Below are 26,711 nucleotides of genomic sequence, written 5' to 3'. Positions count from 1 at the left end.
GACCACGACTAACCGTTAACGGAATGGTGGCTCGTCGAAGCTGCGCAACTTGCGCGAGTGCAGCGAGTTGAGTTCGGTACGCAGCAGATCCACCGCTTCGATGCCGATTTTCAAATGCTGGCTGACCGCGCGCTCATAGAAGGCGTTGGCCGAGCCCGGCAGTTTGATTTCGCTGTGCAGCGGTTTGTCCGAGACACAGAGCAGCGTGCCGTACGGCACCCGCAAGCGATAACCCTGCGCTGCAATCGTGCCGCTTTCCATGTCCACCGCAACCGCGCGGGACAGGTTGATCAGCGGCCGCTCCTGAGCCCAGCGCAGTTCCCAGTTGCGGTCGTCGTAGGTCAGGACCGTGCCGGTGCGCAGGCGTTTTTTCAGGTCGTCGCCCTTCTCGCCGGTGACATTCGCCGCCGCCTGCTGCAGAGCAAGCTGCACTTCGGCCAGTGCCGGGATGGGAATATTCGGCGGCACCACACGATCAAGAATGCCGTCGCGGCGCATGTAGGCGTGGGCCAGCACGTAATCGCCGATGGTCTGCGACTGACGCAGGCCACCGCAGTGGCCGATCATCAGCCAGCAATGCGGACGCAGCACCGCCAGGTGATCGGTGATGTTCTTGGCGTTGGAAGGGCCGACACCGATGTTCACCAGCGTGACGCCGTGGCCGTCGCTGGCGATCAGGTGATAGGCCGGCATCTGGTAACGGTGCCAGACCACACCGGCGGCAATCGCCGAGGCTTCGCCGTGGTCCATGCTCTTCTCGATGATCACGTTGCCCGGCAGGACCATGCGCACGAAACGCGGGTCGCGGCGCAACTGCTCCAGACCATGAACGATGAACTGGTCGACGTAGCGGTGATAGTTGGTCAGCAGAATCCACGGCTGCACATGGCGCCAGTCACTGCCGGTGTAATGCACCAGACGGCGCAGCGAGAAGTCCACGCGCGCCGCATCGAACAGTGCCAGTGGCAGCGGATCGGTGTTTTCCCAGTCGTAGAGACCGTCGGCAATGCCATCGGTAGCGGCGGACAGATCGGTACTCGGGAACACCCGCGCCAGCACCGCCGCAGTGACGCCGGAACCGGCCAGTTCATCGCCCTGCTCGACCACGTACGGATACGGAATGTTCTGCTGGCTGACGCCGACTTCGACGGTCACGGTGAAGTCGTGCATCAACGGCGTCAGTTGTTCAAGCAGGTATTTGCGAAACGCCGCCGGGTGGGTGACGGTGACGCTGTAAGTACCGGGCAACTGCACCTTGGCGTAAGCGCGGGTGGTCTGCGGCACTTCGCCCTGGCAGTGGTAGGTCAGACGCAGTTCGGGATAACGAAACAGGGCACGCTGTTCGGCGTCGGGCTCGACGCGGTCCTTGAGGTAACGCTTGAGGGCAGAATTCAGCGCAGTGGTGGCCCGCTCATGCAGCTCGGCCAGACGATCCACGGCTTGTTCGGCGGTTTGAACGACAATAAACGCTTCGGTCACGATCAGCTTCCTGTGTTCTGACTTGCAGAGCTTCATCTTGCCTGCATCGTGGACGCACGGGAACAGTGGCGTTGTGGCGACACTTAAATCTGCAGACCAATGATGTCCTCTGTGGGAGCGAGCCTGCTCGCGAATGCGGTGGATCATCCAATAAAGATGTCGACTGACACACCGCTTTCGCGAGCAGGCTCGCTCCCACAGGGGGGATATGACGTGGGTCAGAAAAGCTGAGGGGTCGAGCGTGCGACGATCGCTTCAACGTCCAGCCCACGCGGCAACCCGCCGTAGACGCCACCGCCACCGCTCAGACGGCTGGCAATGAAAGCATCGCTTACGGCTGAATTCCCCGCCTCCAACAGAAGCTTGGCCTGCAACCCAAGCGCGATGTCTTCAGTCAGTTGCCGCGCCCGATACTGAATATCACTGGTGTCCTTGAACTGCGCCTGCAACTGCTGGATATGCGCAGCCAGACGCTTGTCGCCATGGCCGTCGCCCAGTTCGCTGAACAGCACATCGAGCACGCCCGGTTCTTTTGACAATGCGCGCAGCACGTCGAGACATTGCACATTCCCCGACCCTTCCCACGTCGAATTCACCGGCGCTTCGCGGTACAGACGCGGCAGGATGCTGTCTTCGACATAACCGGCGCCGCCCATGCATTCGGCGGCTTCGTTGATCATTCCTGGCGCACGTTTGCAGATCCAGTATTTGCCCACCGCCGTCACCAGCCGCGCGAATTGCGCTTCGTGGCGATCATCCAGATGATCGAGCGCCTTGCCCATGCGCAGACTCAGGGCCAGCGCCGCTTCGCTCTCCAGCGCCAGATCGGCCAGCACGTTTTGCATCAGCGGCTGCTCGCTGAGCAATTTGCCGCCGACCTTGCGGTGCGCGCAGTGATGACTGGCCTGGGTCAGCGCCTGGCGCATCAGCGAGCTGGAGCCGACCATGCAATCGAAACGGGTCATGGCGACCATCTCGATAATGGTTGGCACGCCGCGCCCTTCTTCGCCGATCATCCATGCCAGTGCGCCACGAAACTCCACTTCGCTGGAGGCGTTGGACTGGTTGCCGAGTTTGTTTTTCAGACGCTGGATGTAGAACTGATTGCGCGTGTCGTCCGGGCGATGGCGCGGCAGCAGGAAGCAACTCAAGCCCTTGTCGGTTTGCGCCAATGTCAGGAAGGCGTCGCACATCGGCGCCGAGCAGAACCACTTGTGCCCGACCAGTTCATAGGCCTGACCCGGGCCGCTGGCGCCGACCGGATAAGCCTTGGTGGTGTTGGCGCGGACATCGGTGCCGCCCTGCTTCTCGGTCATCGCCATACCGATGATCACGCCAGCCTTGTGCGCCATGCCGACGTTGCGCGGATCGTATTCGGTGGCGAGGACTTTCGGCAGCCACTGTTCGGCCAGCTCCGGCTGCAAGCGCAGGGCCGGCACGCTGGCGAAGGTCATGGTCAACGGGCAACCGCTGCCGGCCTCGGCCTGGCTGTGCAGATAGGTCATCGACGCGCGGGCGACATGTGCGCCGTCCTGCGGGTGCGCCCACGGCAGCGAGGTCAGGCCATGCTCGATCGCCGTGCGCATCAGCTCGTGGTAGGCAGGGTGAAATTCGACCAGATCGATGCGGTGACCGTAGCGATCATGGCTGGCAAACACCGGTTTGTTCTGGTTGGCGAGAAACCCCGCTTCCATCAAAGGCCCACCCGCGAGTGCGCCATAGGCATCGATGCGCGACTCGGCCCAATCGGCGCCAAAACGCCGCGACCACTCTTGCAGCGGCAGGTCGATGCGGTACAGGTTGGTGCCATCCAGCGACGGCGGCTGATTGGTGACTTCGTGGGTTTCGGCGAACTGATGCAGGTTCATGACGGCGCTCCGTGTTCAGCAATGGCACCAGTTAAGCACTGGTGCTTTTTTGAACAAAGTGTCATAGACGCCGTTTTTGCGGCGCTTTTACCCCATCAGCAACTGAGCACGCGGCGCTGTAATGCAGCCTGCAGATCCTCGAATTTGACCGGTTTGTGCAGATAGTCGATAGGCGCGCCCGGGGCGCATTGCTCGCGATCCGCACCCAGCGCCAGCATGAATACCGGCAAGTGCGCACAGCCCGGCAATGCATGGATCTGGCAGCACAGCGATGCGCCTTCGTGGCGGGGCAACTGGCAATCGATCAGCACCGCATCGAAGCTTTCCCGTTGCAGGCAGTCCAGCGCGGCGGCGCCGTTGTCAGCGCTGCGCACGCGGAAACCGAGCTTGAGCAACATGCCACGCATGACCAGTTGATTGACGCTGTTGTCGTCCACCAGCAGCACCGTGCAGTCCTGCGGCGCACGAATGCAATCGCGGGTCGGCTGATCCGCAGGCGCTTCGATCACCGGCAGTTCGAATTCGACATCGAGCTGGAAGCGGCTGCCGCGTCCCGGCTCGGAACGATGGGTGAGTTTGCCGCCGAGCAATTCGACCAGCTGCCGACAGATCGCCAGCCCCACCCCCAGGCCGCCGTATTCGCGAGTCATCGAACCATCGAGCTGGAAGAAACGCTGATACAGGGTCGCCTCGCCCAGATCAGTGAAACCGATACCGGTGTCGATCACCGCGAACGATAGCCCCATGCGCTCATCCGCCGACGGCCGCCCTGTAACGCGCAACGCCAGCCCGCCGACGCGGGTGAACTTGATCGCATTGTCCAGCAGGCATTCCAGGCACTGCGCCAGTTTCGCGCTGTCGCCGAGCAAGCGATCCGGCAGGGTCGGCAGCACCTCGACCTTGAAGTCCAGCGACTTGCTCGCTGCATTACCTTCGAACTGCACGCGCAACGCCTCGACCACTGCGCGCAGGCTGAAACTGCCCGGCGTCGCCTTGAGTTTGCCGGCCTGCAATTCAGTGAGCGTGAGGATGCCATTGACCATGCGCATCATGTCGCGAGCAGAACCGGCGGCGGTTTGTTGATATTGCTCAAGCTCGGGATCGAGGTCGACGGTCTGCATCAGCTCCAGCGAACCGATCACCCCATTCATCGGCGTGCGCAGTTCGTGGGTCAGCGTGGCGAGGAATTCGTCCTTGAGCTTGTTGCTGTGGGCCAGTTGCTGGTTGAGCACTTCGAGTTTCTGCCCGGCGTCGAACAAGGTCTGCGCCTGTTGTTCGCGCATGGCGTTGATGCGATCGGCCAGCGCCAGCGACAGCAGCGCCACCTCGATGGCCGAGCCGATCTGGCTGGCGTACATGGTCAGGAACACGTTGGGCAGCAGGCCCAGCACCATCAGCGTATTGACGATGCCGCCGAGCAGGAATGCCGACCAGGCGATGATGAAGTAACGCGCCACACGCAGGCCGCGCCACCAGGCAAGAATCCCGGCGGCAAAGATCACCACGGTGAAGGTCAGCGCCAGTGTGGTCGCCAGGCGCAGGGCCAGGGCGTAACTGGTCATCAGCGACAGGCCGATCACCAGCGCACTGAAGGCAATCAGGCCGATCAGCAAGCGATCCAGCCAGGGGCTGTGGGTCTTGGTCTGCAGGAAACTACGAGCGAACTGGCTGCCGAACAGTCCGGCGCAACCGATGAAGAACGGTGTCGCGGCGTTTGCCCACCATGGGTTGTCCGGCCAGAAATACTCGACCGCCGCGCCATTGACCGACAATTGATAGAGGCCGAACGAGCCGATATAGAAGATGTAATAGAGGTAACTGGTGTCGCGCACGCTCAGGTAGATGAACAGGTTGTAGACCAGCATCCCCAGCAGCACGCCATAAATGATGCCGAGTACGTACAGGCGCACCGGCTGGTCTTCGAGGTATGCGCTGCTCGACCACAACGTCACCGGCGCCTGGATCGAGCCTTCGCTGGCCAGGCGCAGGTACAGCGTCTGCTGTTGATCCGGTTTGAAGGGAAGGTCGAACAGGTAGTTGTTCTGGCGGATCTCGCGACTGGCGAAAGGCAAGGCATCGCCGGTCTGGCGCACCAGTCGGTATTCGCCGCTGGTGTCAGGCAAGTACAGGTCGAGGTGATCAAGCGGCGGATACGCCAGTTCCAGCAACCAGGTGCGCTGGGCGGCCGGGTTGCTCGGGCGGTAATGCAGGTCGATCTTCAGCCAGAACGCCGAACGCGAGTAACCGGCGTTGAGCGTGGCTTTGTCGTGGGCTTTGAACTGGCCGGCGGCGTCTTGCGCGCGGACGTCGGCAATCGTCGCCTGACCGCTCGGGTCTTCGAACACTTGCAGCGATCGGCCCAGTGGCAGGCTTTGGGTGAATTCGTCGAATTCGACAGCGCTCGCCATGAGGGGCAAGCAGAACAGCAACATCAGCAAATAGCGCATTGAAGCCCCAGCGTGGCTCGTCCGGTTGTGTCAGGAAGCCCCCCATTCCCTTTGAGTAGACGTAAAACCGGTATTACCTGTGATTGTTTGGATCCAGCCTAGCATAGCCGTTGATGGCCATTGAGCACCATGGAAATTTTTCCTACAACGGCTCTAGAACGGGCGTTCCAGGGCAAAGCACCGAGATAGAGCTGTTGGGTTGGTCAACTCGCGACGACAGCCTCCTTGATAGATGACCAATTGTGGCGAGGGGATTTATCCCCGTTCGGCTGCGAAGCAGTCGCAAGTCCATCCAGCGAGGTGTGTCAGAAAGAACCGGATTGCAGGGTTTGGGGCCGCTTCGCAGCCCAACGGGGATAAATCCCCTCGCCACAAATGTGCTCCAAATAAAGACTGCGGGGTTGTCCGACAATCTGCTCGCAAACACCGTGAGTACTGAACCCCAAAATCAGCTTTGGTGGTAAGCTCGCGCACCATGAATATCTACAGCTCCCGCCCCGTTGTCCTCTGTCTCTCCGGCCACGACCCCAGTGGGGGCGCCGGCTTGCAGGCAGATATCGAAGCCTTGCTCGCGCAGGGTTGCCATGCGGCTCCGGCCGTCACCGCCCTGACCGTGCAAGACACCGTCAACGTCACTGACTTCCGCGTCCTCGACCGTGAATGGGTACTGGCCCAGGCCAACGCCGTGCTCAACGACTCCGAAGTCGCCGCAGTGAAACTGGGCATGCTCGGTTCGCTGGAGATGGTCGACACGGTCGTCGAACTGCTCTCGGCGCACCCGCATCTGCCGGTGGTCTGCGACCCGGTGCTGCGTGCCGGCGGCGGCGGACGCCTGGGCAAGGACGAGGTCGGCTATGCGATGCGCGAGCGTCTGCTGCCGCTGTCGATCATTGCCACGCCCAATCTTCCTGAAGCGCGCATCCTCGCCGAACTGCCTGAAGGCACAGCCGACGAGTGCGCAGAAAAACTCCTGCCATTCGTCAAAAACCTGCTGATCACCGGCGGCCATGGCGACGAAACTGAAATCCACAACCGCGTGTACAGCCGCGACGGCCTGCGCGAAACCTTTATCTGCCAGCGCCTGCCGGGCAGCTATCACGGCTCCGGTTGTACGCTGGCCAGCGCCCTCGCCGGTCGCCTGGCTCAGGGCGAACACCTGGCCAGTGCCGTGCGCAGTGCGCTGGATTACACCTGGCGCACTTTGCGCGATGCCGAACAACTGGGCAAAGGCCAGTTCGTGCCGCGTCGCCTGCCGCTGGATTTCTGCTCGTAACGTCGTGAGGTCTGCCCGATGAAACTACGTGGCCTGTATGCCATTACCGACAGCCAGTTGCTGGCCGGCAAGTTTCTGTCTTACGTGGAGGCGGCGCTCGACGGCGGCGTCACCCTGCTGCAATACCGCGACAAGAGCAGCGACGAGGCCCGCCGTCTGCGCGAGGCCGAAACGCTGCGCAACTTGTGCGAGCGCTACAAGACGCAGCTGATCATCAACGATGACGCCGAACTGGCCGCGCGCCTCAACGTCGGCGTGCACTTGGGCCAGACCGACGGCCCGCTGTCGCCGACCCGCGCGCTGCTCGGCTCGAAAGCGATCATCGGTTCGACTTGTCACGGGCAAATCGCCCTGGCCGAGCAAGCCGCTAAAGAAGGTGCGAGTTATGTCGCCTTCGGCCGCTTCTTCAATTCCACCACCAAACCCGGTGCACCAAGCTGCAGCCTCGACTTGCTCGACGAAGCCAAGCGCACGCTGCACTTGCCGGTCTGCGCGATTGGCGGGATCACCCTCGATAACGCCGCGCCACTGGTCGAGCACGGTGTCGATCTGCTCGCCGTGATCCACGGTTTGTTCGGCGCCGAGAGCAGCGCCGAAGTGACCCGCCGCGCCCGCGCCTTCAACGAACTTCTGAAAATCTGATTTGAGAGCCCGATCATGTCTCGTTCCGAAACCCTGTTTGCCAATGCTCAGAAACACATTCCCGGCGGCGTCAACTCGCCGGTGCGCGCGTTCAAGAGCGTTGGCGGCACCCCGCTGTTCTTCAAACACGCCGAAGGCGCTTACGTCACCGACGAAGATGACAAGCGCTATGTCGATTACGTGGGTTCGTGGGGGCCGATGATCCTCGGCCACAGCCATCCGGACGTGCTCGACGCGGTGCGCAATCAGCTGCAACACGGCCTGTCCTACGGCGCACCGACGTCGATGGAAACCGAGATGGCCGATCTGGTCTGCTCGCTTGTGCCGTCGATGGACATGGTGCGCATGGTCAGCTCCGGCACCGAAGCGACCATGAGCGCGATCCGTCTGGCCCGTGGTTACACCGGTCGCGACAGCATCATCAAATTCGAAGGCTGCTACCACGGCCACTCCGACAGCCTGCTGGTCAAGGCCGGTTCCGGCGCTCTGACCCAGGGCGTACCGAGCTCGGCCGGCGTGCCAGCGGCATTTGCCAAACACACCCTGACCCTGCCGTTCAACGACATCGACGCAGTTGAAACGATGCTCGCCGAAGTGGGCGAGGACGTGGCGTGCATCATCGTCGAACCGGTCGCCGGCAACATGAACTGCGTGCCGCCAGCGCCGGGCTTCCTCGAAGGCCTGCGTTCGCTGTGTGATAAGCACGGCGTGGTGTTGATTTTCGACGAAGTGATGACCGGTTTCCGCGTCGCCCTCGGCGGTGCCCAGGCGCACTACGGCGTGACGCCGGACCTGACCACGTTCGGCAAGATCATCGGCGGCGGCATGCCGGTGGGCTGCTTCGGTGGCAAACGCGAAATCATGCAGCGCATCGCCCCGCTCGGTCCGGTGTATCAGGCCGGTACGTTGTCGGGTAATCCGCTGGCGATGGCTGCCGGCCTGACGACCTTGCGTCTGATCAGCCGCCCGGGTTTCCACGCCGAATTGACCGACTACACCGCGCGCATGCTCGACGGTCTGCAACAGCGCGCCGATGCCGCCGGCATCCCGTTCGTGACCACTCAGGCCGGCGGCATGTTCGGTCTGTACTTCAGCGGCGCCGACGACATCGTCACCTTCGACGACGTGATGGCCAGCGACGCAGCAATGTTCGGTCGCTTCTTCCACCTGATGCTGGAAGGTGGCGTGTACCTGGCGCCGAGTGCGTTCGAAGCCGGTTTCACCTCGATCGCCCATGGCGAAGCCGAGTTGCAACTGACGCTGGACGCTGCCGAGCGCGCCTTCGCCGCATTGAAATAATCGCCGTACCGCTGACGTTGGCTATGGCCAGCGTCAGCTTTCGCCTACATCCGCTCGGTTTTTCCGACATGCCTGCGAAAATCCTGCCCGAATCGGGCGATATATTCCCCACGCAGCAGAAAAACGAGTAAAGACTTTGTAAGGTTGGCCCTGCTTATTTCATAATGCGCGCTTATTGGATCCCTCGACGGGTCCGCGTGCCCTTCAGAGGTAAGTCGATTCCCATGAACCGCACCGGCCGCACCCTTGCATTGGGCTGCCTGTTGCTCCTTCAGCCCCTGCTCGCGCATGCACAAGCAGGCGGCAACTCGTTGTTGATCCCGGCGATGGGTCGTTGCACCCTCAATACTCAGCCGCAAGATGTCACGCAGGCACTGGCCGCCTGCCAGAAAGCGGCGGACGAAGGGGACGCGCAAGCGCAATACGAGTTGGGTGAGTTCTACTACGACGGCAAGAACGCGCCGCGCGACCTCAATCAAGCCCTGAGCTATTTCGAAAAGGCCTCGCTGCAAGGCCACGCCCAGGCGCAATTCAAGCTCGGCAGCATGTTCTTCCACGGTGAAGGCGTGCAGGCCAACAATATCCAGGCCTACATCGTGCTGAAGATGGCAGCGGTCAACGGTGCCGAAGAGGCGCTGGACACGGCCGACGAAGTCTCGGAAAAGATGTCCCGCGAAGATCTCGAAACCGCCACTCAGGTGCTCGGGCAGATTTTCCGCAAATACCTGATGGAACTGCAGAACGCCGATGGGCGTACGCCATTCTCACCATTGCCCTAAAGGCTGCGGAGATTACCTGTGGCGAGGGGATTTATCCCCGTTGGGCTGCGAAGCAGCCCCAAACCCTGCAACCCGGTTCTGTCTGACACATATTGCGGGATGGATTGCGACTGCTTCGCAGCCGAGCGGGGATAAATCCCCTCGCCACAACATCATTCCAAATCCAAAGCTGTGCTTACTTCTCAGGCATCGGCATCGGAAACGGCATGACATTGCCGACCGCGCCACGGGCTTCGCTGATTTTCGGTGTACCCAGACGTTCGACTTCATCGATGCGCACGATCGAATGCATCGGCACAAAGCTGCGCACCACGCCTTCGAATTGCGCCTTGAGCTTTTCTTCGCTCGGATCGACGACCATTTGCGTACGCTCGCCAAAGACGAATTCTTCAACTTCCAGGAAACCCCACAGATCACTTTGATAGATCTGCTTGGCGTACATTTCGAACACCTGGCCCTGGTTGAGGAAAATCACCTTGTAGATTGGAGCTTCGCGTTTGGTCATGGCGGGCGGATAACATCGGGGTAAAAATGAGGGCGCGAACTATAGCATAGCCACCGGACGCACAGCGGTAGGAACCTGACGGCTTGTTCCCTATAATGCGCGGTTCTTTGAATCACGTGACGACCCGAATCCATGGCCAAGAAGCTTTACATCGAAACCCACGGTTGCCAGATGAACGAGTACGACAGCTCGCGCATGGTCGATCTGCTGGGCGAACATCAGGCCCTGGAAGTCACCGCCCGCGCGGAAGATGCCGACGTGATTCTGCTCAACACCTGTTCGATCCGCGAACGCGCCCAGGATCGCGTGTATTCGCAGCTCGGCCGCTGGCGCGAACTGAAGCTGGCCAACCCCGACATGGTCATCGCCGTCGGCGGTTGCGTGGCCAGTCAGGAAGGCGCAGCGATTCGCGATCGCGCTCCGTACGTCGACGTGGTGTTCGGCCCGCAGACCCTGCACCGTCTGCCGGAAATGATCGACGCCGCGCGCAGCAGCAAGCTGCCGCAGGTCGACGTGTCGTTTCCGGAAATCGAAAAATTCGACCACCTGCCCGAGCCGCGTATCGACGGCCCGAGCGCTTATGTGTCAGTGATGGAAGGTTGCAGCAAGTACTGCACGTTCTGCGTGGTGCCGTATACCCGTGGTGAAGAAGTCAGCCGGCCGTTCGACGACGTGATCGCGGAAATCATTCACCTTGCCGAACACGGCGTGCGTGAAGTGACGTTGCTCGGGCAGAACGTCAACGGCTATCGCGGCCAGACCCACGACGGTCGCCTGGCCGATCTGGCCGAGCTGATCCGCGTGGTCGCCGCTGTCGATGGCATCGATCGCATCCGCTACACCACGTCGCACCCGCTGGAGTTTTCCGACAGCCTGATCCAGGCCCACGCCGAAGTGCCGGAACTGGTCAAGCACTTGCACTTGCCGGTGCAGTCGGGCTCCGACCGGATTCTCGCGGCGATGAAGCGCAACCACACGGCGCTGGAGTACAAATCCAAGCTGCGCAAATTGCGCGCTGCCGTGCCGGGGATCTGCATCAGTTCGGACTTCATCGTCGGCTTCCCCGGTGAAACCGAGAAAGACTTCGAACAGACCATGAAGCTGATTGCCGATGTCGGCTTCGATTTCTCCTACTCGTTCGTCTACAGCCAGCGCCCGGGCACGCCCGCTGCCGATCTGGCAGATGACACGCCGGAAGAATTGAAGAAAGAACGTCTGAACGCGCTGCAACATCGTCTGAATCAGCAGGGCTTCGAGATCAGCCGACAAATGGTCGGCTCGATCCAGCGCATTCTGGTGACCGATTATTCGAAGAAAGACCCGGGCGAGCTCCAGGGCCGCACCGAGAATAATCGTATCGTCAACTTCCGCTGCGACAATCCCACCCTGATCGGCCAGTTCGCCGATGTGCACATCGACGCCGCGCAACCGCACTCGCTGCGTGGTTCGCTGGTTCAATAACACCATCGCATTGTGGATGGGGCTTCTGTGGTGAGGGGATTTATCCCCGATGGTTGGCGCAGCCGACCCAAAACCTGCAATCCGGGTGATCTGATACACCTCTGATAATGGTTTCAGGGCCGCTTCGCGCCCCATCGGGGATAAATCCCCTCACCACAAATGACCCCGCCAGCCACAGAGAATGGGTTCGAAAGCAGCGTCGATATTTAAGAGCTTTCGCACCCAGGCCACTGGCGTTATCCTTGATTTCATCCTAATTGCCCCAGGGCGGCTAAATACGACCTTGAACGCACCCATCGAACCACATCGTTTTCTCCTCGAGCCTTTTGAGGCTCGCCGCTTCGCCAATCTGTGCGGGCAATTCGACGAGCATTTGCGCTTGATCGAACAGCGCCTGGCCATCGAGATCCGCAATCGCGGAAACCAGTTCGAGTTGATTGGCGATCCAAAACTCACCACGTCCGCGGAAAACCTGCTGCGCCGCCTGTACCGGGAAACCAAGGGTACCGAGCTGTCGCCAGACCTGGTGCACCTGTTCATTCAGGAATCAGCAGATATCGACAACCCGGCCCCTGCCGAAGCGACCGTCGCCCTGCGCACCAAGAAAGGCATGATTCGCCCGCGCGGCTTGAATCAGCAGCGCTATGTGAAGGAAATCCTCGGCAACGACATCAACTTCGGCATCGGCCCGGCCGGTACCGGCAAGACCTATCTGGCCGTGGCCTGCGCGGTGGATGCGCTGGAGCGCGAGCAGATCCGCCGCATCCTGCTGGTGCGTCCGGCAGTCGAAGCGGGAGAAAAGCTCGGCTTCCTGCCCGGCGATCTGTCGCAGAAGATCGACCCGTACCTGCGCCCGCTCTACGACGCGCTGTACGAAATGCTCGGTTTCGAATACGTCGCCAAGCTGATCGAGAAACAGGTGATCGAAGTCGCGCCGCTGGCCTACATGCGCGGTCGTACGCTGAACAACAGCTTCATCATTCTCGACGAAAGCCAGAACACCACCGTCGAGCAGATGAAGATGTTCCTCACGCGCATCGGCTTCGGCTCCACCGCCGTGATCACCGGCGACATCACCCAGGTCGACCTGCCGCGCGGCACCAAGTCCGGGCTGCACCATGTGATCGAAGTGCTCAAAGACGTGCCGGGCATCAGCTTCACCCACTTCCAGCCCAAGGACGTCGTGCGCCACCCGTTGGTGCAGCGGATTGTCGAGGCCTACGAGCGCTTCGAAACCCGTGCCGAAGCCGCGAAGGAAGCCTCGCGCGATGCTTGAGCTGGATCTGCAAATCGCCACCGAGGCCAGCGCGCCGAGTGAAGCCGAGTTCCGCCAGTGGTGCGAACTGGCCCTGCGCCAGCGCAGCGCTGATTCGGAAATGACCATTCGTCTGGTCGACGAGGAAGAGGGCCGCGAGCTCAATCACACCTGGCGCCACAAGGATTACGCGACCAACGTGTTGTCGTTCCCGGCGGAAGTGCCTGACGAGTTTCTCGATATCCCGCTGCTCGGCGATCTGGTCATCTGCGTGGCCGTGGTCGAACGCGAAGCCGCCGAGCAGGGCAAGGAACTAAAGGCCCACTGGGCACATCTGGTCATTCACGGCTGCTTGCATCTGCTGGGTTACGACCATATAGATGACGACGAAGCCGAAGAAATGGAAGCGCTGGAACGCGAGTTGCTTGCTGAACTGGGCTATCCCGATCCGTACGCGGACGACGAAACCGAACACTCCCCCATCGTTACAACAAAGGATTCAGAGTAATCGCTATGAGCGAAGATCGATCGAGCAACGGGCAGAAGTCATGGCTGGGTAAACTGACCCAGGCTTTTGCCCACGAGCCGAAGAACCGTCAGGAGCTCCTCGAGCTGCTGCGTGATGCACATCAGAACAAACTGCTGGACAGCGAAGCGCTGGCCATCGTCGAAGGCGCCATCCAGGTGGCTGACCTGCAAGTGCGCGACATCATGGTGCCGCGCTCGCAGATGGTCAGCATCAAGGCGACCCAGACACCCCGCGAATTCCTCCCCGCCGTAGTCGACTCGGCCCACTCGCGCTATCCGGTCATCGGCGAAAGCCATGACGACGTGATGGGCGTACTGCTGGCCAAGGATCTGCTGCCGCTGATCCTCAAGGAGAACGGCGACAGCTTCAACATCAAGGACCTGCTGCGCCCGGCCACCTTCGTGCCGGAGTCCAAGCGTCTGAACGTGTTGCTGCGTGAGTTCCGCGCCAACCACAACCACATGGCCATCGTCATCGACGAATACGGCGGTGTGGCCGGTCTGGTGACAATCGAAGACGTGCTCGAGCAGATCGTCGGCGACATCGAGGACGAGCACGACGTCGAAGAAGACAGCTACATCAAGCCGCTGCCCAGCGGTGATTTCCTGATCAAGGCGCTGACGCCGATCGAGAACTTCAATGAGTTCTTCGACAGCGAGTTCTCCGACGACGAATTCGACACCGTCGGCGGCCTGGTGATGAGCGCGTTCGGGCACTTGCCAAAACGCAACGAAACCACTGAAATCGGCGCTTATCGTTTCCGCATCCTGAACGCCGACAGCCGTCGGATTCACTTGCTGCGACTGACGCCTATCGCTCGTTAATTCTAAGGACTGAAATGCGCTGGACAACCCGCCCCGGCTGGCCCGGTAACCTGCTGGCCGTGGCGGCCGGTGCAATCACCACATTCGCTCTCGCACCGTTCGACATCTGGCCGCTGGCATTGCTGGCGGTTGGTCTGTTCTATGCCGGTTTGCGTGAGCTGAGCCCGCGTCAGGCGCTCGGCCGTGGCTGGTGCTTCGGCTTCGGCCTGTTCGGTGCCGGCACCAGTTGGATCTATTACAGCATTCACCACTTTGGTGGCGCTTCGGTGTTGCTCGCCGGGTTCCTGATGCTGCTGTTCACCGCGGCGATTGCCTGGTTCTTCGCCCTGCCCGCGTGGCTGTGGGCGCGCTGGTTGCGGCGTAACGAAGCACCGCTGGCGGATGCCTTGGCCTTTGCAGCGCTGTGGGTCGGCCAGGAAGCGTTTCGTGGCTGGTTCCTTACCGGTTTCCCGTGGCTGTATTCCGGTTATAGCCAGCTCGACGGCCCGCTGGCCGGGCTCGCGCCGGTGGGCGGCATGTGGCTGGTCTCGTTTGTTCTGGCACTGACCGCAGCGCTGATCTACAACGCGCCGCGCTTGTTGCAGGCGCGCCGCAAGGGTTTTATCGCGGCCGGTGTGGTACTTCTGGCGGGGCCATGGGTAGCAGGCATCGCCCTCAAAGGCCACGCGTGGACCAGCCCGTCCGGCGCACCGCTGACCGTGGCCGCAATTCAGGGCAACGTCGCGCAGAGCATGAAATGGGACCCGGCCGAGCTCAACGCGCAACTGGCGCTGTACCGTGATCTGAGCTTCCGCTCCAAACCGGTCGATCTGCTGATCTGGCCGGAAACCGCCGTGCCGGTGTTGAAGGAGTCCGCCGAGGGCTACCTGACGATGATCGGCAACTTCGCCGCCGAGCGTAAATCAGCGCTGATCACCGGTGTGCCGATCCGCCAGACCGTGCATCACGAACGGCGCTTCTTCAACGGCATCACCGTGGTCGGCGAAGGCGACGGCACTTACCTGAAGCAGAAACTGGTGCCGTTCGGCGAGTACGTGCCGTTGCAGGACGTGTTGCGCGGCTTGATCGCGTTCTTCGACCTGCCGATGTCGGACTTCGCTCGCGGCCCGTCCGATCAAGCGCTCTTGCAAGCCAAGGGTTACCAGATTGCACCGTTCATCTGCTACGAGGTGGTCTATCCGGAATTCGCCGCCGGCCTGTCGGCACGCAGTGATCTGCTGCTGACCATCAGCAACGACACCTGGTTCGGCACGTCCATCGGCCCGCTGCAACATCTGCAGATGGCGCAGATGCGCGCGCTGGAAGCCGGACGCTGGATGATCCGCGCGACCAACAACGGCGTCACCGGCCTGATCAACCCGTTCGGGCAGATCACCGAACAGATTCCGCAGTTCGAACAAGGCGTGCTGTACGGCGAAGTGGTACCGATGCACGATCTGACGCCGTATCTGCAATGGCGCTCGTGGCCGTTGATCGCGTTGTGCCTGCTGCTGTTTGGCTGGGCGCTGATGGCCAGCCGGATGTCGAAGACCCTCTGAGAAATGTGACAAGGGGATTTATCCCCGCTGGAGTGCGCAGCAGTCCCCTCTTCTGAAGGTAAGAGAGGGATCGCTACGCGCCCCGTCGGGGATAAATCCCCTCGCCACAATGATCTTCAGCGGTAAAACAACGAGTACCCCACCTGCCCCACCGCTTCATTGAGCAATTGCCCGCTCTGCCAGATCGACTTGAATTCCGGCAACCAGCCGCCAAACGGCCGGGCGTTATCCGTACCGAGGAAACCCACCGGCGCCGGCACCACCTCGAAACCCGCCTGCTCAAAGCTCCACACCGCGCGCGGCATGTGCCACGCCTGCGTCACCACGACGACCCGCTTGATCCCCTGCGGCAAGAGGATATCTGCCGTCATCTTCGCGTTCTCCCATGTGGTACGACTCTCGCCTTCCTGCCAGCGCACCGTTACGTCGAAATCATCACGCAACGAATCTGCCATCAATTTCGCTTCGGTCGGCGGCGTGCCGTAGTGCAGGCCACCGCTGGTCAGAATCGGCAGGCCCGAGGCCTTGGCCAGGCGCGCCGCGTAACGCTGCCGCTCCAGTCCGATGCCGGTCGGCTGGTCTTCGCCCCAGGCGATGTCACCGCGCTCGCGTCCCGAGCCCAGCACCACAATCGCATCGGCACGTTGCGCCAGGGTCGTCCACTCTGACCGCGCCAGCGGCGGCTCACGCTCCAGCGCCTTGGCGCTCCACTGCACGACCACCGGCAGGCTCATCAGCAGCAGGCCACCAAAGCCAAGGGCAAAACACACGCCAGCCAGGCGTGGCCGTGAGCGGCGCAGCCACCAGGCAGCCAGCAACAGCAGCAAAAGAATGCCGGGCGGCAATAAAAGTTGTTTGATGAAATAGCGAAAGGGCATCGGGCATCTCCAAAGATGCCCGAAGCCTAAAAGTGTTGATTACGCGTTACAACCATTAGGCGGGATCCTGTTGCAAAAGATCCGTTTCCTGACCTGCCATGTGCTTACTTGGCCTGTACAGAGCGCACCTTGCCGGTGTCTCTGCGCGGCGCCTTGTCCTTGAGCCAGATGACCTTGGCCGAATGTGCTGCATCGAGTTGCTTCACTGCTTGAGACAGGCACCCCTGCGTTTCACGTTCACTGCGATCCAGATAGGCCTTGACCAGTTTGAACTCGGCGGGGCTCAAGCCACGCAATTCCAGTTCCAGGGGGCGCTCGTCGCGCAGCCGGTCAGCGGTTTTCACGGCGTCCAGCGCCATGCCCAGACGATCGATCAACCTTTCGTACAACTCGGGTTTCGTTACGTTCTTTTTCCGTTGCTCCACCATCCCTCACCTCATTGAAGATAAGACTCACTCCCCAATTAGAGCTTAGCTTCGCTGCACGAACCGGCTACACGCCGCGACCAACGGCCCTCGTCGTCCAAAAGGTCGGGCAAACAGCTGTAATCAGGGTTTCCCTCGGCCAAGCGCGGTCATGTATGCTACGGCGCTTCCTGTCATTCCACTTCCAGCGCACCCGGGCCATCCCGGATGCTGCCGTCGAAGAGGATTAGGCCACCCCTATCCAGTACAAAAGTAGCCATGCACGAACAATATCAGCCACGTGAGATCGAAGCCGCCGCCCAGTCGTTCTGGGATGAGCAAAAGTCCTTTGAAGTCAGTGAACAGCCAGGCAAGGAAACCTACTACTGCCTGTCGATGTTCCCTTACCCCAGCGGCAAGCTGCACATGGGCCACGTGCGCAACTACACCATTGGCGATGTGATCTCGCGCTACCAGCGCATGCAGGGCAAGAATGTTCTGCAGCCAATGGGCTGGGATGCGTTCGGCATGCCGGCGGAAAACGCCGCAATGAAAAACAACGTAGCGCCCGCCAAGTGGACCTACGAGAACATCGCCTACATGAAGTCGCAGCTGCGCAGCCTCGGCCTCGCGGTGGACTGGTCCCGTGAAGTGACCACCTGCAAGCCGGACTACTACCGTTGGGAACAATGGCTGTTCACGCGCCTGTTCGAAAAAGGCGTGATCTACCGCAAGAACGGCACCGTGAACTGGGACCCGGTCGACCAGACCGTTCTGGCCAACGAGCAAGTCATCGACGGCCGTGGCTGGCGCTCCGGCGCGCTGATCGAAAAGCGCGAAATCCCGATGTACTACTTCAAGATCACCGCTTACGCCGACGAGCTGCTGGAAAGCCTCGACGAACTGACTGGCTGGCCTGAACAGGTCAAGACCATGCAGCGCAACTGGATCGGCAAGTCCCGTGGCATGGAAGTGCAGTTCCCGTACAACGTCGATTCGATCGGCGAAGCCGGCACCCTGAAAGTCTTCACCACCCGTCCGGACACCCTGATGGGCGCGACCTACGTCGCCGTCGCTGCCGAGCACCCGCTGGCCACCCTGGCCGCGCAGAACAATCCTGAGCTGCAAGCGTTCATCGCTGAATGCAAGGGCGGCAGCGTCGCTGAAGCCGATGTCGCCACCCAGGAAAAGAAAGGCCTGCCGACCGGCCTGTTCGTCGAGCACCCGCTGACCGGCGAAAAGCTGCCGGTGTGGGTCGCCAACTACGTGCTGATGCATTACGGCGACGGCGCAGTCATGGCGGTTCCGGCGCACGACGAGCGCGATTTCGAATTCGCTCACAAGTACAACCTGCCGGTGAAATCGGTGGTGCGCACCAGCTCCGGTGATACCAACCCGGCGCCGTGGCAGGACGCCTATGGCGAGCACGGCACGCTGATCAACTCCGGCGAGTTCGACGGCCTGGACTTCGCCGGCGCGTTCGACGCCATGGAAGTGGCCCTGATCAAGAAACAACTGGGCGCCTCGCGCACCCAGTTCCGCCTGCGCGACTGGGGCATCAGCCGCCAGCGATACTGGGGCTGCCCGATCCCGATCATCCATTGCGCCGCGTGCGGCGACGTGCCGGTGCCGGAAGATCAACTGCCTGTCGTTCTGCCGGAAGACGTGGTGCCGGACGGCGCCGGTTCGCCGCTGGCGCGCATGCCCGAGTTCTACGAATGCAGCTGCCCGAAATGCGGCGCGCCGGCCAAGCGTGAAACCGACACGATGGACACCTTCGTCGAGTCGTCGTGGTACTACGCCCGTTACGCCTCGCCGCATTTTGAAGGTGGCCTGGTAGAAAAATCCGCAGCCGATCACTGGCTGCCGGTGGATCAGTACATCGGTGGTATCGAACACGCCATTCTCCACCTGCTTTACGCGCGCTTCTTCCACAAGCTGATGCGTGACGAAGGTCTGGTCAGCTCCAATGAGCCGTTCAAGAACCTGCTGACCCAGGGCATGGTGATCGCCGAGACTTACTATCGTCGCGAAGCCAATGGCGCTTACACCTGGTTCAACCCGGCAGACGTGGAACTGGAGCGTGACAGCAAAGCCAAGGTGATTAGCGCCAAGCTGAAATCCGACGGCCTGCCGGTGGAAATCGGCGGTACCGAGAAGATGGCCAAGTCGAAGAACAACGGCGTCGACCCGCAGTCGATGATCGACCAGTTCGGTGCCGACACCTGCCGTCTGTTCATGATGTTCGCCTCGCCGCCTGACATGAGCGCGGAATGGTCCGATTCCGGCGTTGAAGGTTCGCACCGTTTCCTCAAGCGTGTCTGGCGCCTGGCGCAAGCGCACGTTACCCAAGGCCTGCCGGGCAAACTGGATATCGCCGCGCTGAGCGACGAGCAGAAAACCGTGCGTCGTGCGATTCACCTGGCGATCAAGCAGGCCAGCCATGACGTCGGCCAGAACCACAAATTCAACACCGCCATCGCCCAGGTAATGACGCTGATGAACGTGCTGGAAAAAGCCGCCCAAGGCACCGAACAGGACCGCGCGCTGCTGCACGAAGGTCTGGAAGCGGTGACCCTGCTGCTGGCGCCGATCACCCCGCACATCAGCCATGAACTGTGGAAGCAGTTGGGTCACGCCGATGCGGTGATCGATGCAGGCTGGCCGGCCGTGGACGAAAGTGCCTTGGTGCAGGACAACCTGACCCTGGTCATTCAGGTCAACGGCAAGCTGCGCGGGCAGATCGAAATGCCGGCCAGTGCCACTCGCGAAGAGATCGAAGCCGCCGCGCGCATCAACGAGAACGTGCTGCGTTTCGTCGATGGCCTGACCATTCGCAAAGTGATCGTGGTGCCGGGCAAACTGGTCAACATCGTCGCCAGCTAAATTGGATCGGGTGCCGGGCTCGCCTGGCACCCAGTAAAACCTTTCGGGCCGCAGAGTCGGCTCACCTGGTTTCAAGGGGAGCAACACAATGATCAAACGCAATCTGCTGGTGATGGGCCTCGCCGTTCTGCTGAGCGCCTGCGGTTTCCAGTTGCGTGGTACCGGCACCAACGAACTGTCGATCAAGGAAATCGACCTGAGCGCGCGTAACGCTTATGGCGAAACCGTAAGACAGCTGCGTCAGACGCTGGAGTCCAGCGGCGTCAAGGTTTACAGCGGCGCGCCGTACAAGCTGTATCTGGCTGACGAGCAGGAAAGCCAGCGCATCCTCAGCTATGCCGGTGCCGGGCGCACAGGCGAGTATCAGGTCAACACTGTGCTGAGCTATGACATCCGCGGCGACAAAGACCTGTCCCTGCTTAGCGATAAGCTCGAAGTGCAGAAGGTGTTCATTCACGACGGCAACAACCTCGTCGGCTCCGATCAGGAAGCCAACGACGCCCGTCATGAAATCCGTCGCGAGCTGGTGCAGCGCATGATGCTGCGCCTGTCGCAGCTGACCCCGGGCCAGTTGCAGCAACTGCAGCAAACCGCCAACGACCGCGCCAAGGCTGAAGCCGATGCGCTGGAAGCGGCGCAGAAGGCTGAGGCGGAAACTCCGCGTCAGTCGCCGCTCGAAATCCCGCAGCAGTAAGACGGCCGGGGCGCTCAGGCGCCCCGCTCGCCCTTCCTTATGAAGCTCGCTCCCGCGCAACTCGGCAAACACCTGCAAGGCGCACTTGCGCCGGTCTACATCATCAGCGGCGATGATCCGTTGCTGTGTCAGGAAGCCGCCGACGCCATCCGCACCGCTGCTCGCCAGCAAGGTTTCGACGAACGTCAGGTCTTCGCCGCCGACGCCAATTTCGATTGGGGTACGTTGCTGCAGGCCGGCGCAAGCATGTCGCTGTTCGCCGAAAAACGCCTGTTGGAACTGCGCCTGCCGTCCGGTAAGCCTGGCGATAAAGGCGCCGCCGCGCTGATCGAATACTGCTCGCGTCCTGCGGAAGACACGGTTCTGCTGATCAGCTTGCCGAAGCTCGATGGCAGCGCGCAGAAAACCAAGTGGGGCAAGGCACTGGTCGAAGGCCAGCAAACCCAGTTCGTGCAGATCTGGCCGGTGGATGCCAATCAGCTGCCGAGCTGGATTCGTCAGCGCCTGTCCCAGGCAGGTCTGTCGGCCAGTCAGGACGCCGTCGAATTGATTGCCGCGCGTGTCGAAGGCAACCTGCTCGCCGCCGCACAGGAAATCGAAAAGCTCAAGTTGATGGCCGAAGGTGGGCAGATCACCGTCGAAACCGTGCAGGCCGCCGTGGCCGACAGTGCCCGGTTTGACGTGTTCGGCCTGACCGACGCGGTGCTCAACGGCGAACCGGCGCACGCGTTGCGCATGCTTGAGGGCCTGCGCGGCGAAGGCGTCGAGCCGCCAGTGATTCTCTGGGCATTGGCGCGGGAGTTGCGCCTGCTGGCCAACATCTCCCTGCAATACAGCCAGGGCACGCCACTGGACAAATGCTTCAGCCAGTCGAAACCGCCGGTCTGGGACAAGCGCAAGCCGCTGATGAGCAAGGCGCTGCAACGTTACTCGGCGCAACGCTGGGCACAGTTGCTGCTCGAAGCGCAGCGCATCGATGCGCAGATCAAGGGCCAGGCGGCGGGTTCACCGTGGATGAGCCTGAGTCGGTTGGCGCTGTTGATGGCTGGCCAGCGACTGTCTTTGCCTGCCGAGTAAGGCATTCAATCGGGTAGCGCCCATTCGCGAGCAGGCTCGCTCCCACAGGTGACCGCGTACCAATGTGGGAGCGAGCCTGCTCGCGAAAGCGCCAGAATATTCCTACGTATGAGCTACTGGACAGATGCTCCACATCGGCAGATTATTCCCGGCGCAAAACCCACCACGCCGAGAGAACCCTCATGAGCAAAAAGCCAGCAAAGCATGGCCCCAACAAGGCCAAATCCATCGTCGCCCAGCCATTGTTCCGCAGCCGCCAGGAACGACCAGCCAAGGGCAAAGGCAGCTACCGCCGCGAAGCCTTCCGGTCTGACAACCGGGAGGCTTTTTACTTTCTGGCTGCCTGAAGCGCACTACCCCTCGCTCATGTTAAGGTCTGCACCTGATTCGTTTCCCCTGGAACTGTGCATGCCCCCAAGTCTTTCCCGTCGTTGGCCCGTGCGCCAATTGATCGCTGCCTCCAGCTTCATTCTGCTTGTCGCCTGCGCGGAAAAACCCACCGCCGCCGATGCACAACCGCTTCAAGCCGCCCCGGTCACCACGGCCCCAGCGATCATTCCGCCGGTAGTGCCGTCCGCCGACCCGCTCGATATTCAACCGACCCAGACCTTTGCCGAATGGCAGGCGGGTTTCCGCAAGGACGCCCTCGCCGCCGGGATTCGCCCCGAGCTGTTCGATCAGGCATTTGCCAATATCAGCTTCGATGCCAGCGTGATTCGCGCCGACCGCAGTCAGCCGGAGTTTTCCCGGCCGGTGTGGGAATACCTCGACGGCGCACTGTCGCCGCTGCGCGTACGCAAAGGCCAGGCGTTGATCAACCAGTACGCCGACATTCTGCAAAGCATCGAGCAGCGCTATGGCGTTGATCGCCAGGCGCTGGTGTCGGTGTGGGGCATGGAAAGCAATTTCGGCCAGTTCCAGGGCAGCAAGTCGGTGATCAATTCGCTGGCAACCCTCGCCTACGAGGGGCGTCGTCCGGGCTTTGCTCACGCGCAACTGATTGCCGCCCTGCAGATTCTGCAACAGGGCGATATCACCCCGGAGAAGATGCTCGGTTCCTGGGCCGGCGCGATGGGCCAGACCCAATTCATTCCGACCACCTACAACACCCACGCCGTGGACTTTGACGGTGACGGCCGCCGCGACATCTGGGGCAGCCCGGCCGACGCGTTGGCTTCGACTGCGCATTACCTGCAAAGCTCGGGCTGGCAACGCGGCCAGCCGTGGGGTTTCGAAGTGCAATTGCCGAGCGGCTTCAACTACACCCTGGCCGATGGCGCGATTCGCAAAAGCGTCGCCGAATGGCGGCAACTGGGTGTGAACCTGCCCAATGGTGCGCAGGTGCCAGCCGGTTCCGAACAACTGTCCGCTGCCCTGCTGCTGCCAGCCGGTTATCGCGGCCCGGCGTTCCTGATCCTCGACAACTTCCGGGCGATTCTCAAGTACAACAATTCGTCGTCGTATGCGCTGGCGGTGAGCCTGTTGTCCGAGCGTTTCGAAGGAGCGGGCCTGATCAATGGCAGTTGGCCCAAAGATGATCTGCCGCTGAGCCGCACCGAACGCATCGAACTGCAGACGCTATTGAGCGCGCGTAATTACGACGCTGGCACGGCGGACGGGATTATCGGCGCCAATACGCGCAAAGCGATTCGCAGTGCCCAGCAGGCGCTGGGCTGGCCGGCGGACGGGTATCCGACGCACAAGTTGCTTGAGAGCCTGCGCGCCCAATAGAGCAAATCAAAAGATCGCAGCCTTCGGCAGCTCCTACAGGACGATCATCAATCCCATGTAGGAGCTGCCGAAGGCTGCGATCTTTTGCCTCCCGAATTATCGGATGACCACATCCTGCTCCAGCAGCAACTCCTGCTTCCCTGCATCCAGGCGCACCAGCGCGCCCAACGGCAGTGTCAGGTTCGGGTCGCAATGGCCACTGCGCCAACCCGACAGCACCGGAATCCGCAACGGCTCAAAGGTTTGCTTGAGCAGGCGATTCAGCGCGTCGACCTCCACCCCGGCGATATCACCGACCAGCACACCGCGCAGTCTGGCCAGCTTGCCGGCCAGACGCATCTGGGTCAGCAGCCGATCAATCCGATACAGCGGCTCGTTGATGTCTTCGATAAACAGAATCACCCCTTCGACATCAATCTCGTAGGGCGTGCCGAGGGTTGCAGCAATCATCGCCAGATTGCCGCCAAGCAACCGCCCGTGAGCGATGCCCGGTTCGACGGTTGATAATGGATAAGCCGCCGGATGGCTCAGCACACTCCCTGACTTCATTTGCCCGCGCAGCATGGCGAAGAATGACGTGACGGTCGGCGGCTCCTTGTCGCCCAGCAGGTCGGCGTTGAGCAGCGGCCCGTGAAAGGTCACAAACCCGGCGTAGCGACTGATGGCCAGGTGCAGCGCGGTGATATCGCTGTAGCCGATAAAGGGTTTGGCGTGCCGGCTGAGCAGGTCGTAATCGATTCGGTCCAGCAGGCGCGGCGTGCCGTAGCCGCCGCGCAGGCAAATGATCGCGTCGACTTCAGGATCAGCGAATGCCGCGTGCAGATCGCGCAGGCGTACGTCGTCACTGCCCGCCAGATAGCCGTCCTTCTCATAGACACCGGGAAACACCTTCAGCCCATAGCCGCGCGCGCGCATCCATTGCAGCGCTTTCTCAGTATCGAGAGTGCCGGGACCGGCAGGCGCGATGACGCCGATCGTCCCCTCAGCGGGCAGTGCCGGTACGGGTCGGTGGGCAACGAGGGTGTGGCTTGGTCGAACGGTCATCCTTGGGCTCCATCGGTAAAGTCATGCACACACAGTAGTCAGCTAAAGAGGCAAACAAAAGGCCCTTGTCTCAGGCAAAAAAATGCCCGCCGAGGAACCATCCTCGGCGGGCATTTTTACATCAGCAGTGAATCAGGAACCCAGCAGCTCGGCCTTGACCAGCTTCGCCTGCTCGTCGGCGTGGTACGAGGAACGTACCAGCGGGCCAGACGCAACGTTCTTGAAGCCCATCTTGTAGCCTTCTTCGGCGAACCAGGCGAAGGTGTCCGGGTGCACGAAACGCTGCACCGGCAAGTGGCTGCGCGACGGTTGCAGGTATTGACCGAGGGTCAGCATGTCGATGTCGTGTTCGCGCATGCGCTTCATGACTTCGATGACTTCTTCGTCAGTCTCGCCCAGACCCAGCATCAGGCCGGATTTGGTCGGGATATGCGGCATCATCTGCTTGAAGCGTTGCAGCAGGGTCAGCGACCACTGGTAGTCCGAACCCGGACGCGCAGCCTTGTACAGGCGCGGCACGGTTTCCAGGTTGTGGTTGAACACATCCGGCGGCTCGGCGGCGGTGATTTCCAGGGCGATGTCCATGCGGCCACGGTAGTCCGGGACCAGGGTCTCGAGCTGCACGTTCGGCGACAATTTGCGGATTTCGCGGATGCAGTCGGCGAAGTGCTGGGCACCGCCATCACGCAGGTCGTCGCGGTCCACCGAAGTGATCACCACGTACTTGAGCTTGAGGTCGGCGATGGCGATGGCCAGGCTTTCCGGCTCGTTGACGTCCAGTGGCTTCGGACGACCGTGGCCAACGTCGCAGAACGGGCAACGACGGGTGCAGATGTCGCCCATGATCATGAAGGTCGCAGTACCGCCGGAGAAGCATTCGCCGAGGTTCGGGCAGGACGCTTCTTCGCAGACACTGTGCAGCTTGTGCTTGCGCAGCAGGCTCTTGATGCGGTCGACTTCCGGCGAAACCGGGATGCGCACGCGGATCCAGTCGGGTTTCTTCGGCAGTTCGGTAGTCGGGATGATCTTGACCGGGATGCGTGCAACCTTCTCGGCGCCGCGCAGCTTGACGCCGGCTTCAACCTTGGGACGCGGGGCCGGGCGCTCGGTCACGTCGAGCGTCGGGATCATGGTTTGCACTGCATCAGTAGTCATATCAGTCGATTCCGCCCGTGAGGGTCGTCTGCTCAGCATAGTCGAGGTGTTTGACGAGCTGCGCGCGCAGCCGGGCACTTACCTCGGCAAATTCAATCGATCCTGCGTGATCGCTCAGCTGGGTCATGGCCAGCCCGGCGTAGCCGCAGGGATTAATCCGTCGAAACGGTTCCAGGTTCATATCCACGTTCAGGGCCAGGCCATGAAAGGAACAACCGTGGCGAATGCGCAAACCCAGAGAAGCGATTTTCGCTCCATCGACGTATACGCCGGGAGCATCTGGCTTGGCGGTGGCGCTAACGCCGTAGCTGGCCAGCAGTTCGATGAGGCAGGCTTCCATGCGGCTGACCAGATCGCGCACGCCGAAACCCAGCTTGCGCACATCCAGTAACAGATAGGCCACCAGTTGCCCGGGGCCATGATAAGTCACTTGGCCGCCACGATCGACCTGCACCACCGGAATATCACCCGGCAGCAATAGATGCTCGGCCTTGCCGGCCTGGCCCTGAGTGAACACCGGCGGGTGTTCGACGAGCCAGATTTCGTCGGCTGCAGCATTGCCGCGTTCGTTGGTAAAGCGCTGCATGGCATGCCAGACCGGCTCGTAAGCCATCTGGCCCAGCTCGCGAAAGCCCAGCGTGCCGTGCATCACAACACCATGTGCACGATGCCGGAAGCCCGCAGTTCGCTGTTGATGTTGTACAGCTGATCCTGGTCGGTGGCGACGATGTGCAACTGGATGGTGGTGTATTTGCCGTTGCTGCTTTGACGCTCGTCGATGCGCTCATCATTGATGGTCGCGTGTTTCAGGACGATCGCGATGATCTTGTCCTTGTTGCCAACACCCGTATCACTGATCACCTTGATCGGATAATCGGTCTGGGGAAATTCGATCTTTGGCGCCTTTACTTCGGTATCGGTCATGGCGTAACGGCCTCTATAG

At 61.4% G+C, this 26,711-nt stretch carries 24 protein-coding genes; 14 read left to right on the top strand and 10 right to left on the bottom strand.

Annotation, left to right across the window (positions count from 1 at the left end; translation table 11 throughout):
- Positions 1-15: 15 nt before the first annotated feature.
- The 3 genes from amn to ACV8MC_RS10300 all read right to left on the bottom strand — a co-directional run bounded on the left by amn (position 16) and on the right by ACV8MC_RS10300 (position 5,794).
- A complete protein-coding gene (gene amn, locus ACV8MC_RS10310; RefSeq protein ID WP_016773051.1) occupies positions 16-1,515 on the bottom strand; it encodes an AMP nucleosidase in 1,500 nt (499 codons plus the stop codon).
- 182 nt (positions 1,516-1,697) lie between these two features.
- Positions 1,698-3,347 (bottom strand): acyl-CoA dehydrogenase family protein, encoded by a 1,650-nt coding sequence (locus ACV8MC_RS10305; protein ID WP_457265184.1) that lies wholly within the window; start codon positions 3,345-3,347, stop codon positions 1,698-1,700.
- A gap of 95 nt (positions 3,348-3,442) precedes the next feature.
- Positions 3,443-5,794 carry a 7TM diverse intracellular signaling domain-containing protein gene (locus ACV8MC_RS10300; RefSeq protein ID WP_315435864.1) on the bottom strand — a complete coding sequence of 784 codons (2,352 nt, stop codon included), beginning with the start codon at positions 5,792-5,794 and terminating at the stop codon, positions 3,443-3,445.
- A 475-nt stretch (positions 5,795-6,269) separates the two neighbouring features.
- Between ACV8MC_RS10300 and ACV8MC_RS10295 the strand changes: the two genes are divergently transcribed.
- From ACV8MC_RS10295 to ACV8MC_RS10280, 4 genes are all read left to right on the top strand, one after another.
- On the top strand, positions 6,270-7,067 hold the full coding sequence (locus tag ACV8MC_RS10295; protein WP_007909650.1) for a hydroxymethylpyrimidine/phosphomethylpyrimidine kinase: 798 nt from the start codon (positions 6,270-6,272) through the stop codon (positions 7,065-7,067).
- An 18-nt stretch (positions 7,068-7,085) separates the two neighbouring features.
- Positions 7,086-7,709: a thiamine phosphate synthase gene (gene thiE / locus ACV8MC_RS10290; RefSeq protein WP_041477735.1), complete on the top strand. Its 624-nt coding sequence runs from the start codon at positions 7,086-7,088 to the stop codon at positions 7,707-7,709.
- Positions 7,710-7,724: 15 nt separating this feature from the next.
- Entirely contained in the window at positions 7,725-9,008 is a 1,284-nt protein-coding gene (gene hemL, locus ACV8MC_RS10285; protein WP_186568854.1) for a glutamate-1-semialdehyde 2,1-aminomutase, read from the top strand.
- 224 nt (positions 9,009-9,232) lie between these two features.
- Complete coding sequence (locus ACV8MC_RS10280) at positions 9,233-9,787, top strand: tetratricopeptide repeat protein (RefSeq protein ID WP_016773046.1); 555 nt, start codon at positions 9,233-9,235, stop codon at positions 9,785-9,787.
- Between the two features lie 175 nt (positions 9,788-9,962).
- On the opposite strand, the gene ACV8MC_RS10275 is transcribed toward ACV8MC_RS10280, so the two are convergent.
- Positions 9,963-10,292 (bottom strand): DUF1820 family protein, encoded by a 330-nt coding sequence (locus ACV8MC_RS10275; protein ID WP_016773045.1) that lies wholly within the window; start codon positions 10,290-10,292, stop codon positions 9,963-9,965.
- Between the two features lie 132 nt (positions 10,293-10,424).
- Here ACV8MC_RS10275 and miaB point away from each other — a divergent pair, with 132 nt between their 5' ends.
- The 5 genes from miaB to lnt all read left to right on the top strand — a co-directional run bounded on the left by miaB (position 10,425) and on the right by lnt (position 15,899).
- Positions 10,425-11,753, top strand: a complete 1,329-nt coding sequence (gene miaB / locus ACV8MC_RS10270; protein WP_041477732.1) for a tRNA (N6-isopentenyl adenosine(37)-C2)-methylthiotransferase MiaB — start codon at positions 10,425-10,427, stop codon at positions 11,751-11,753.
- A 283-nt stretch (positions 11,754-12,036) separates the two neighbouring features.
- Complete coding sequence (locus tag ACV8MC_RS10265) at positions 12,037-13,029, top strand: PhoH family protein (protein WP_016773043.1); 993 nt, start codon at positions 12,037-12,039, stop codon at positions 13,027-13,029.
- Positions 13,022-13,516: an rRNA maturation RNase YbeY gene (ybeY, locus tag ACV8MC_RS10260; RefSeq protein WP_016773042.1), complete on the top strand. Its 495-nt coding sequence runs from the start codon at positions 13,022-13,024 to the stop codon at positions 13,514-13,516. Before ACV8MC_RS10265 ends, ybeY begins: the two co-directional genes overlap by 8 nt.
- A gap of 5 nt (positions 13,517-13,521) precedes the next feature.
- The gene (locus ACV8MC_RS10255) at positions 13,522-14,361 is read left to right on the top strand and encodes an HlyC/CorC family transporter (RefSeq protein WP_024014438.1); all 840 of its coding nucleotides are present in this window, start codon (positions 13,522-13,524) and stop codon (positions 14,359-14,361) included.
- A 14-nt stretch (positions 14,362-14,375) separates the two neighbouring features.
- Complete coding sequence (gene lnt / locus ACV8MC_RS10250; protein WP_457265179.1) at positions 14,376-15,899, top strand: apolipoprotein N-acyltransferase; 1,524 nt, start codon at positions 14,376-14,378, stop codon at positions 15,897-15,899.
- 116 nt (positions 15,900-16,015) lie between these two features.
- On the opposite strand, the gene ACV8MC_RS10245 is transcribed toward lnt, so the two are convergent.
- Positions 16,016-16,777 (bottom strand): YdcF family protein, encoded by a 762-nt coding sequence (locus ACV8MC_RS10245; protein WP_457265177.1) that lies wholly within the window; start codon positions 16,775-16,777, stop codon positions 16,016-16,018.
- 104 nt (positions 16,778-16,881) lie between these two features.
- Positions 16,882-17,205: a hypothetical protein gene (locus ACV8MC_RS10240; protein WP_024014441.1), complete on the bottom strand. Its 324-nt coding sequence runs from the start codon at positions 17,203-17,205 to the stop codon at positions 16,882-16,884.
- Between the two features lie 255 nt (positions 17,206-17,460).
- Here ACV8MC_RS10240 and leuS point away from each other — a divergent pair, with 255 nt between their 5' ends.
- The 5 genes from leuS to ACV8MC_RS10215 all read left to right on the top strand — a co-directional run bounded on the left by leuS (position 17,461) and on the right by ACV8MC_RS10215 (position 23,569).
- Complete coding sequence (leuS, locus tag ACV8MC_RS10235) at positions 17,461-20,067, top strand: leucine--tRNA ligase (RefSeq protein ID WP_041477728.1); 2,607 nt, start codon at positions 17,461-17,463, stop codon at positions 20,065-20,067.
- 88 nt (positions 20,068-20,155) lie between these two features.
- Positions 20,156-20,761 (top strand): LPS-assembly lipoprotein LptE, encoded by a 606-nt coding sequence (locus ACV8MC_RS10230; protein ID WP_073475660.1) that lies wholly within the window; start codon positions 20,156-20,158, stop codon positions 20,759-20,761.
- A 39-nt stretch (positions 20,762-20,800) separates the two neighbouring features.
- Positions 20,801-21,838: a DNA polymerase III subunit delta gene (holA, locus tag ACV8MC_RS10225; RefSeq protein ID WP_041477726.1), complete on the top strand. Its 1,038-nt coding sequence runs from the start codon at positions 20,801-20,803 to the stop codon at positions 21,836-21,838.
- Between the two features lie 182 nt (positions 21,839-22,020).
- Positions 22,021-22,185, top strand: a complete 165-nt coding sequence (gene arfA, locus ACV8MC_RS10220) for an alternative ribosome rescue factor ArfA (RefSeq protein ID WP_016773035.1) — start codon at positions 22,021-22,023, stop codon at positions 22,183-22,185.
- Between the two features lie 61 nt (positions 22,186-22,246).
- Entirely contained in the window at positions 22,247-23,569 is a 1,323-nt protein-coding gene (locus tag ACV8MC_RS10215) for a lytic murein transglycosylase (protein WP_041477725.1), read from the top strand.
- Positions 23,570-23,665: 96 nt separating this feature from the next.
- Here the strand turns inward: ACV8MC_RS10215 and ACV8MC_RS10210 are convergent, their stop codons facing one another.
- From ACV8MC_RS10210 to ACV8MC_RS10195, 4 genes are all read right to left on the bottom strand, one after another.
- Positions 23,666-24,613: a S66 peptidase family protein gene (locus ACV8MC_RS10210; protein ID WP_406227567.1), complete on the bottom strand. Its 948-nt coding sequence runs from the start codon at positions 24,611-24,613 to the stop codon at positions 23,666-23,668.
- 132 nt (positions 24,614-24,745) lie between these two features.
- Positions 24,746-25,744 (bottom strand): lipoyl synthase, encoded by a 999-nt coding sequence (gene lipA / locus ACV8MC_RS10205; protein ID WP_160768663.1) that lies wholly within the window; start codon positions 25,742-25,744, stop codon positions 24,746-24,748.
- Positions 25,745-25,769: 25 nt separating this feature from the next.
- A complete protein-coding gene (gene lipB / locus ACV8MC_RS10200; RefSeq protein WP_457265173.1) occupies positions 25,770-26,417 on the bottom strand; it encodes a lipoyl(octanoyl) transferase LipB in 648 nt (215 codons plus the stop codon).
- On the bottom strand, positions 26,417-26,692 hold the full coding sequence (locus tag ACV8MC_RS10195) for a DUF493 domain-containing protein (protein ID WP_024014446.1): 276 nt from the start codon (positions 26,690-26,692) through the stop codon (positions 26,417-26,419). The genes lipB and ACV8MC_RS10195 overlap by 1 nt, the downstream gene beginning before the upstream one ends.
- Positions 26,693-26,711 lie beyond the last annotated feature (19 nt).

Source organism: Pseudomonas sp. PK-RTE-24, from assembly GCF_054052265.1.
The sequence above is the reverse complement of the archived record's forward strand: the minus strand, read 5'-3'. Positions and strand labels throughout refer to the sequence as shown.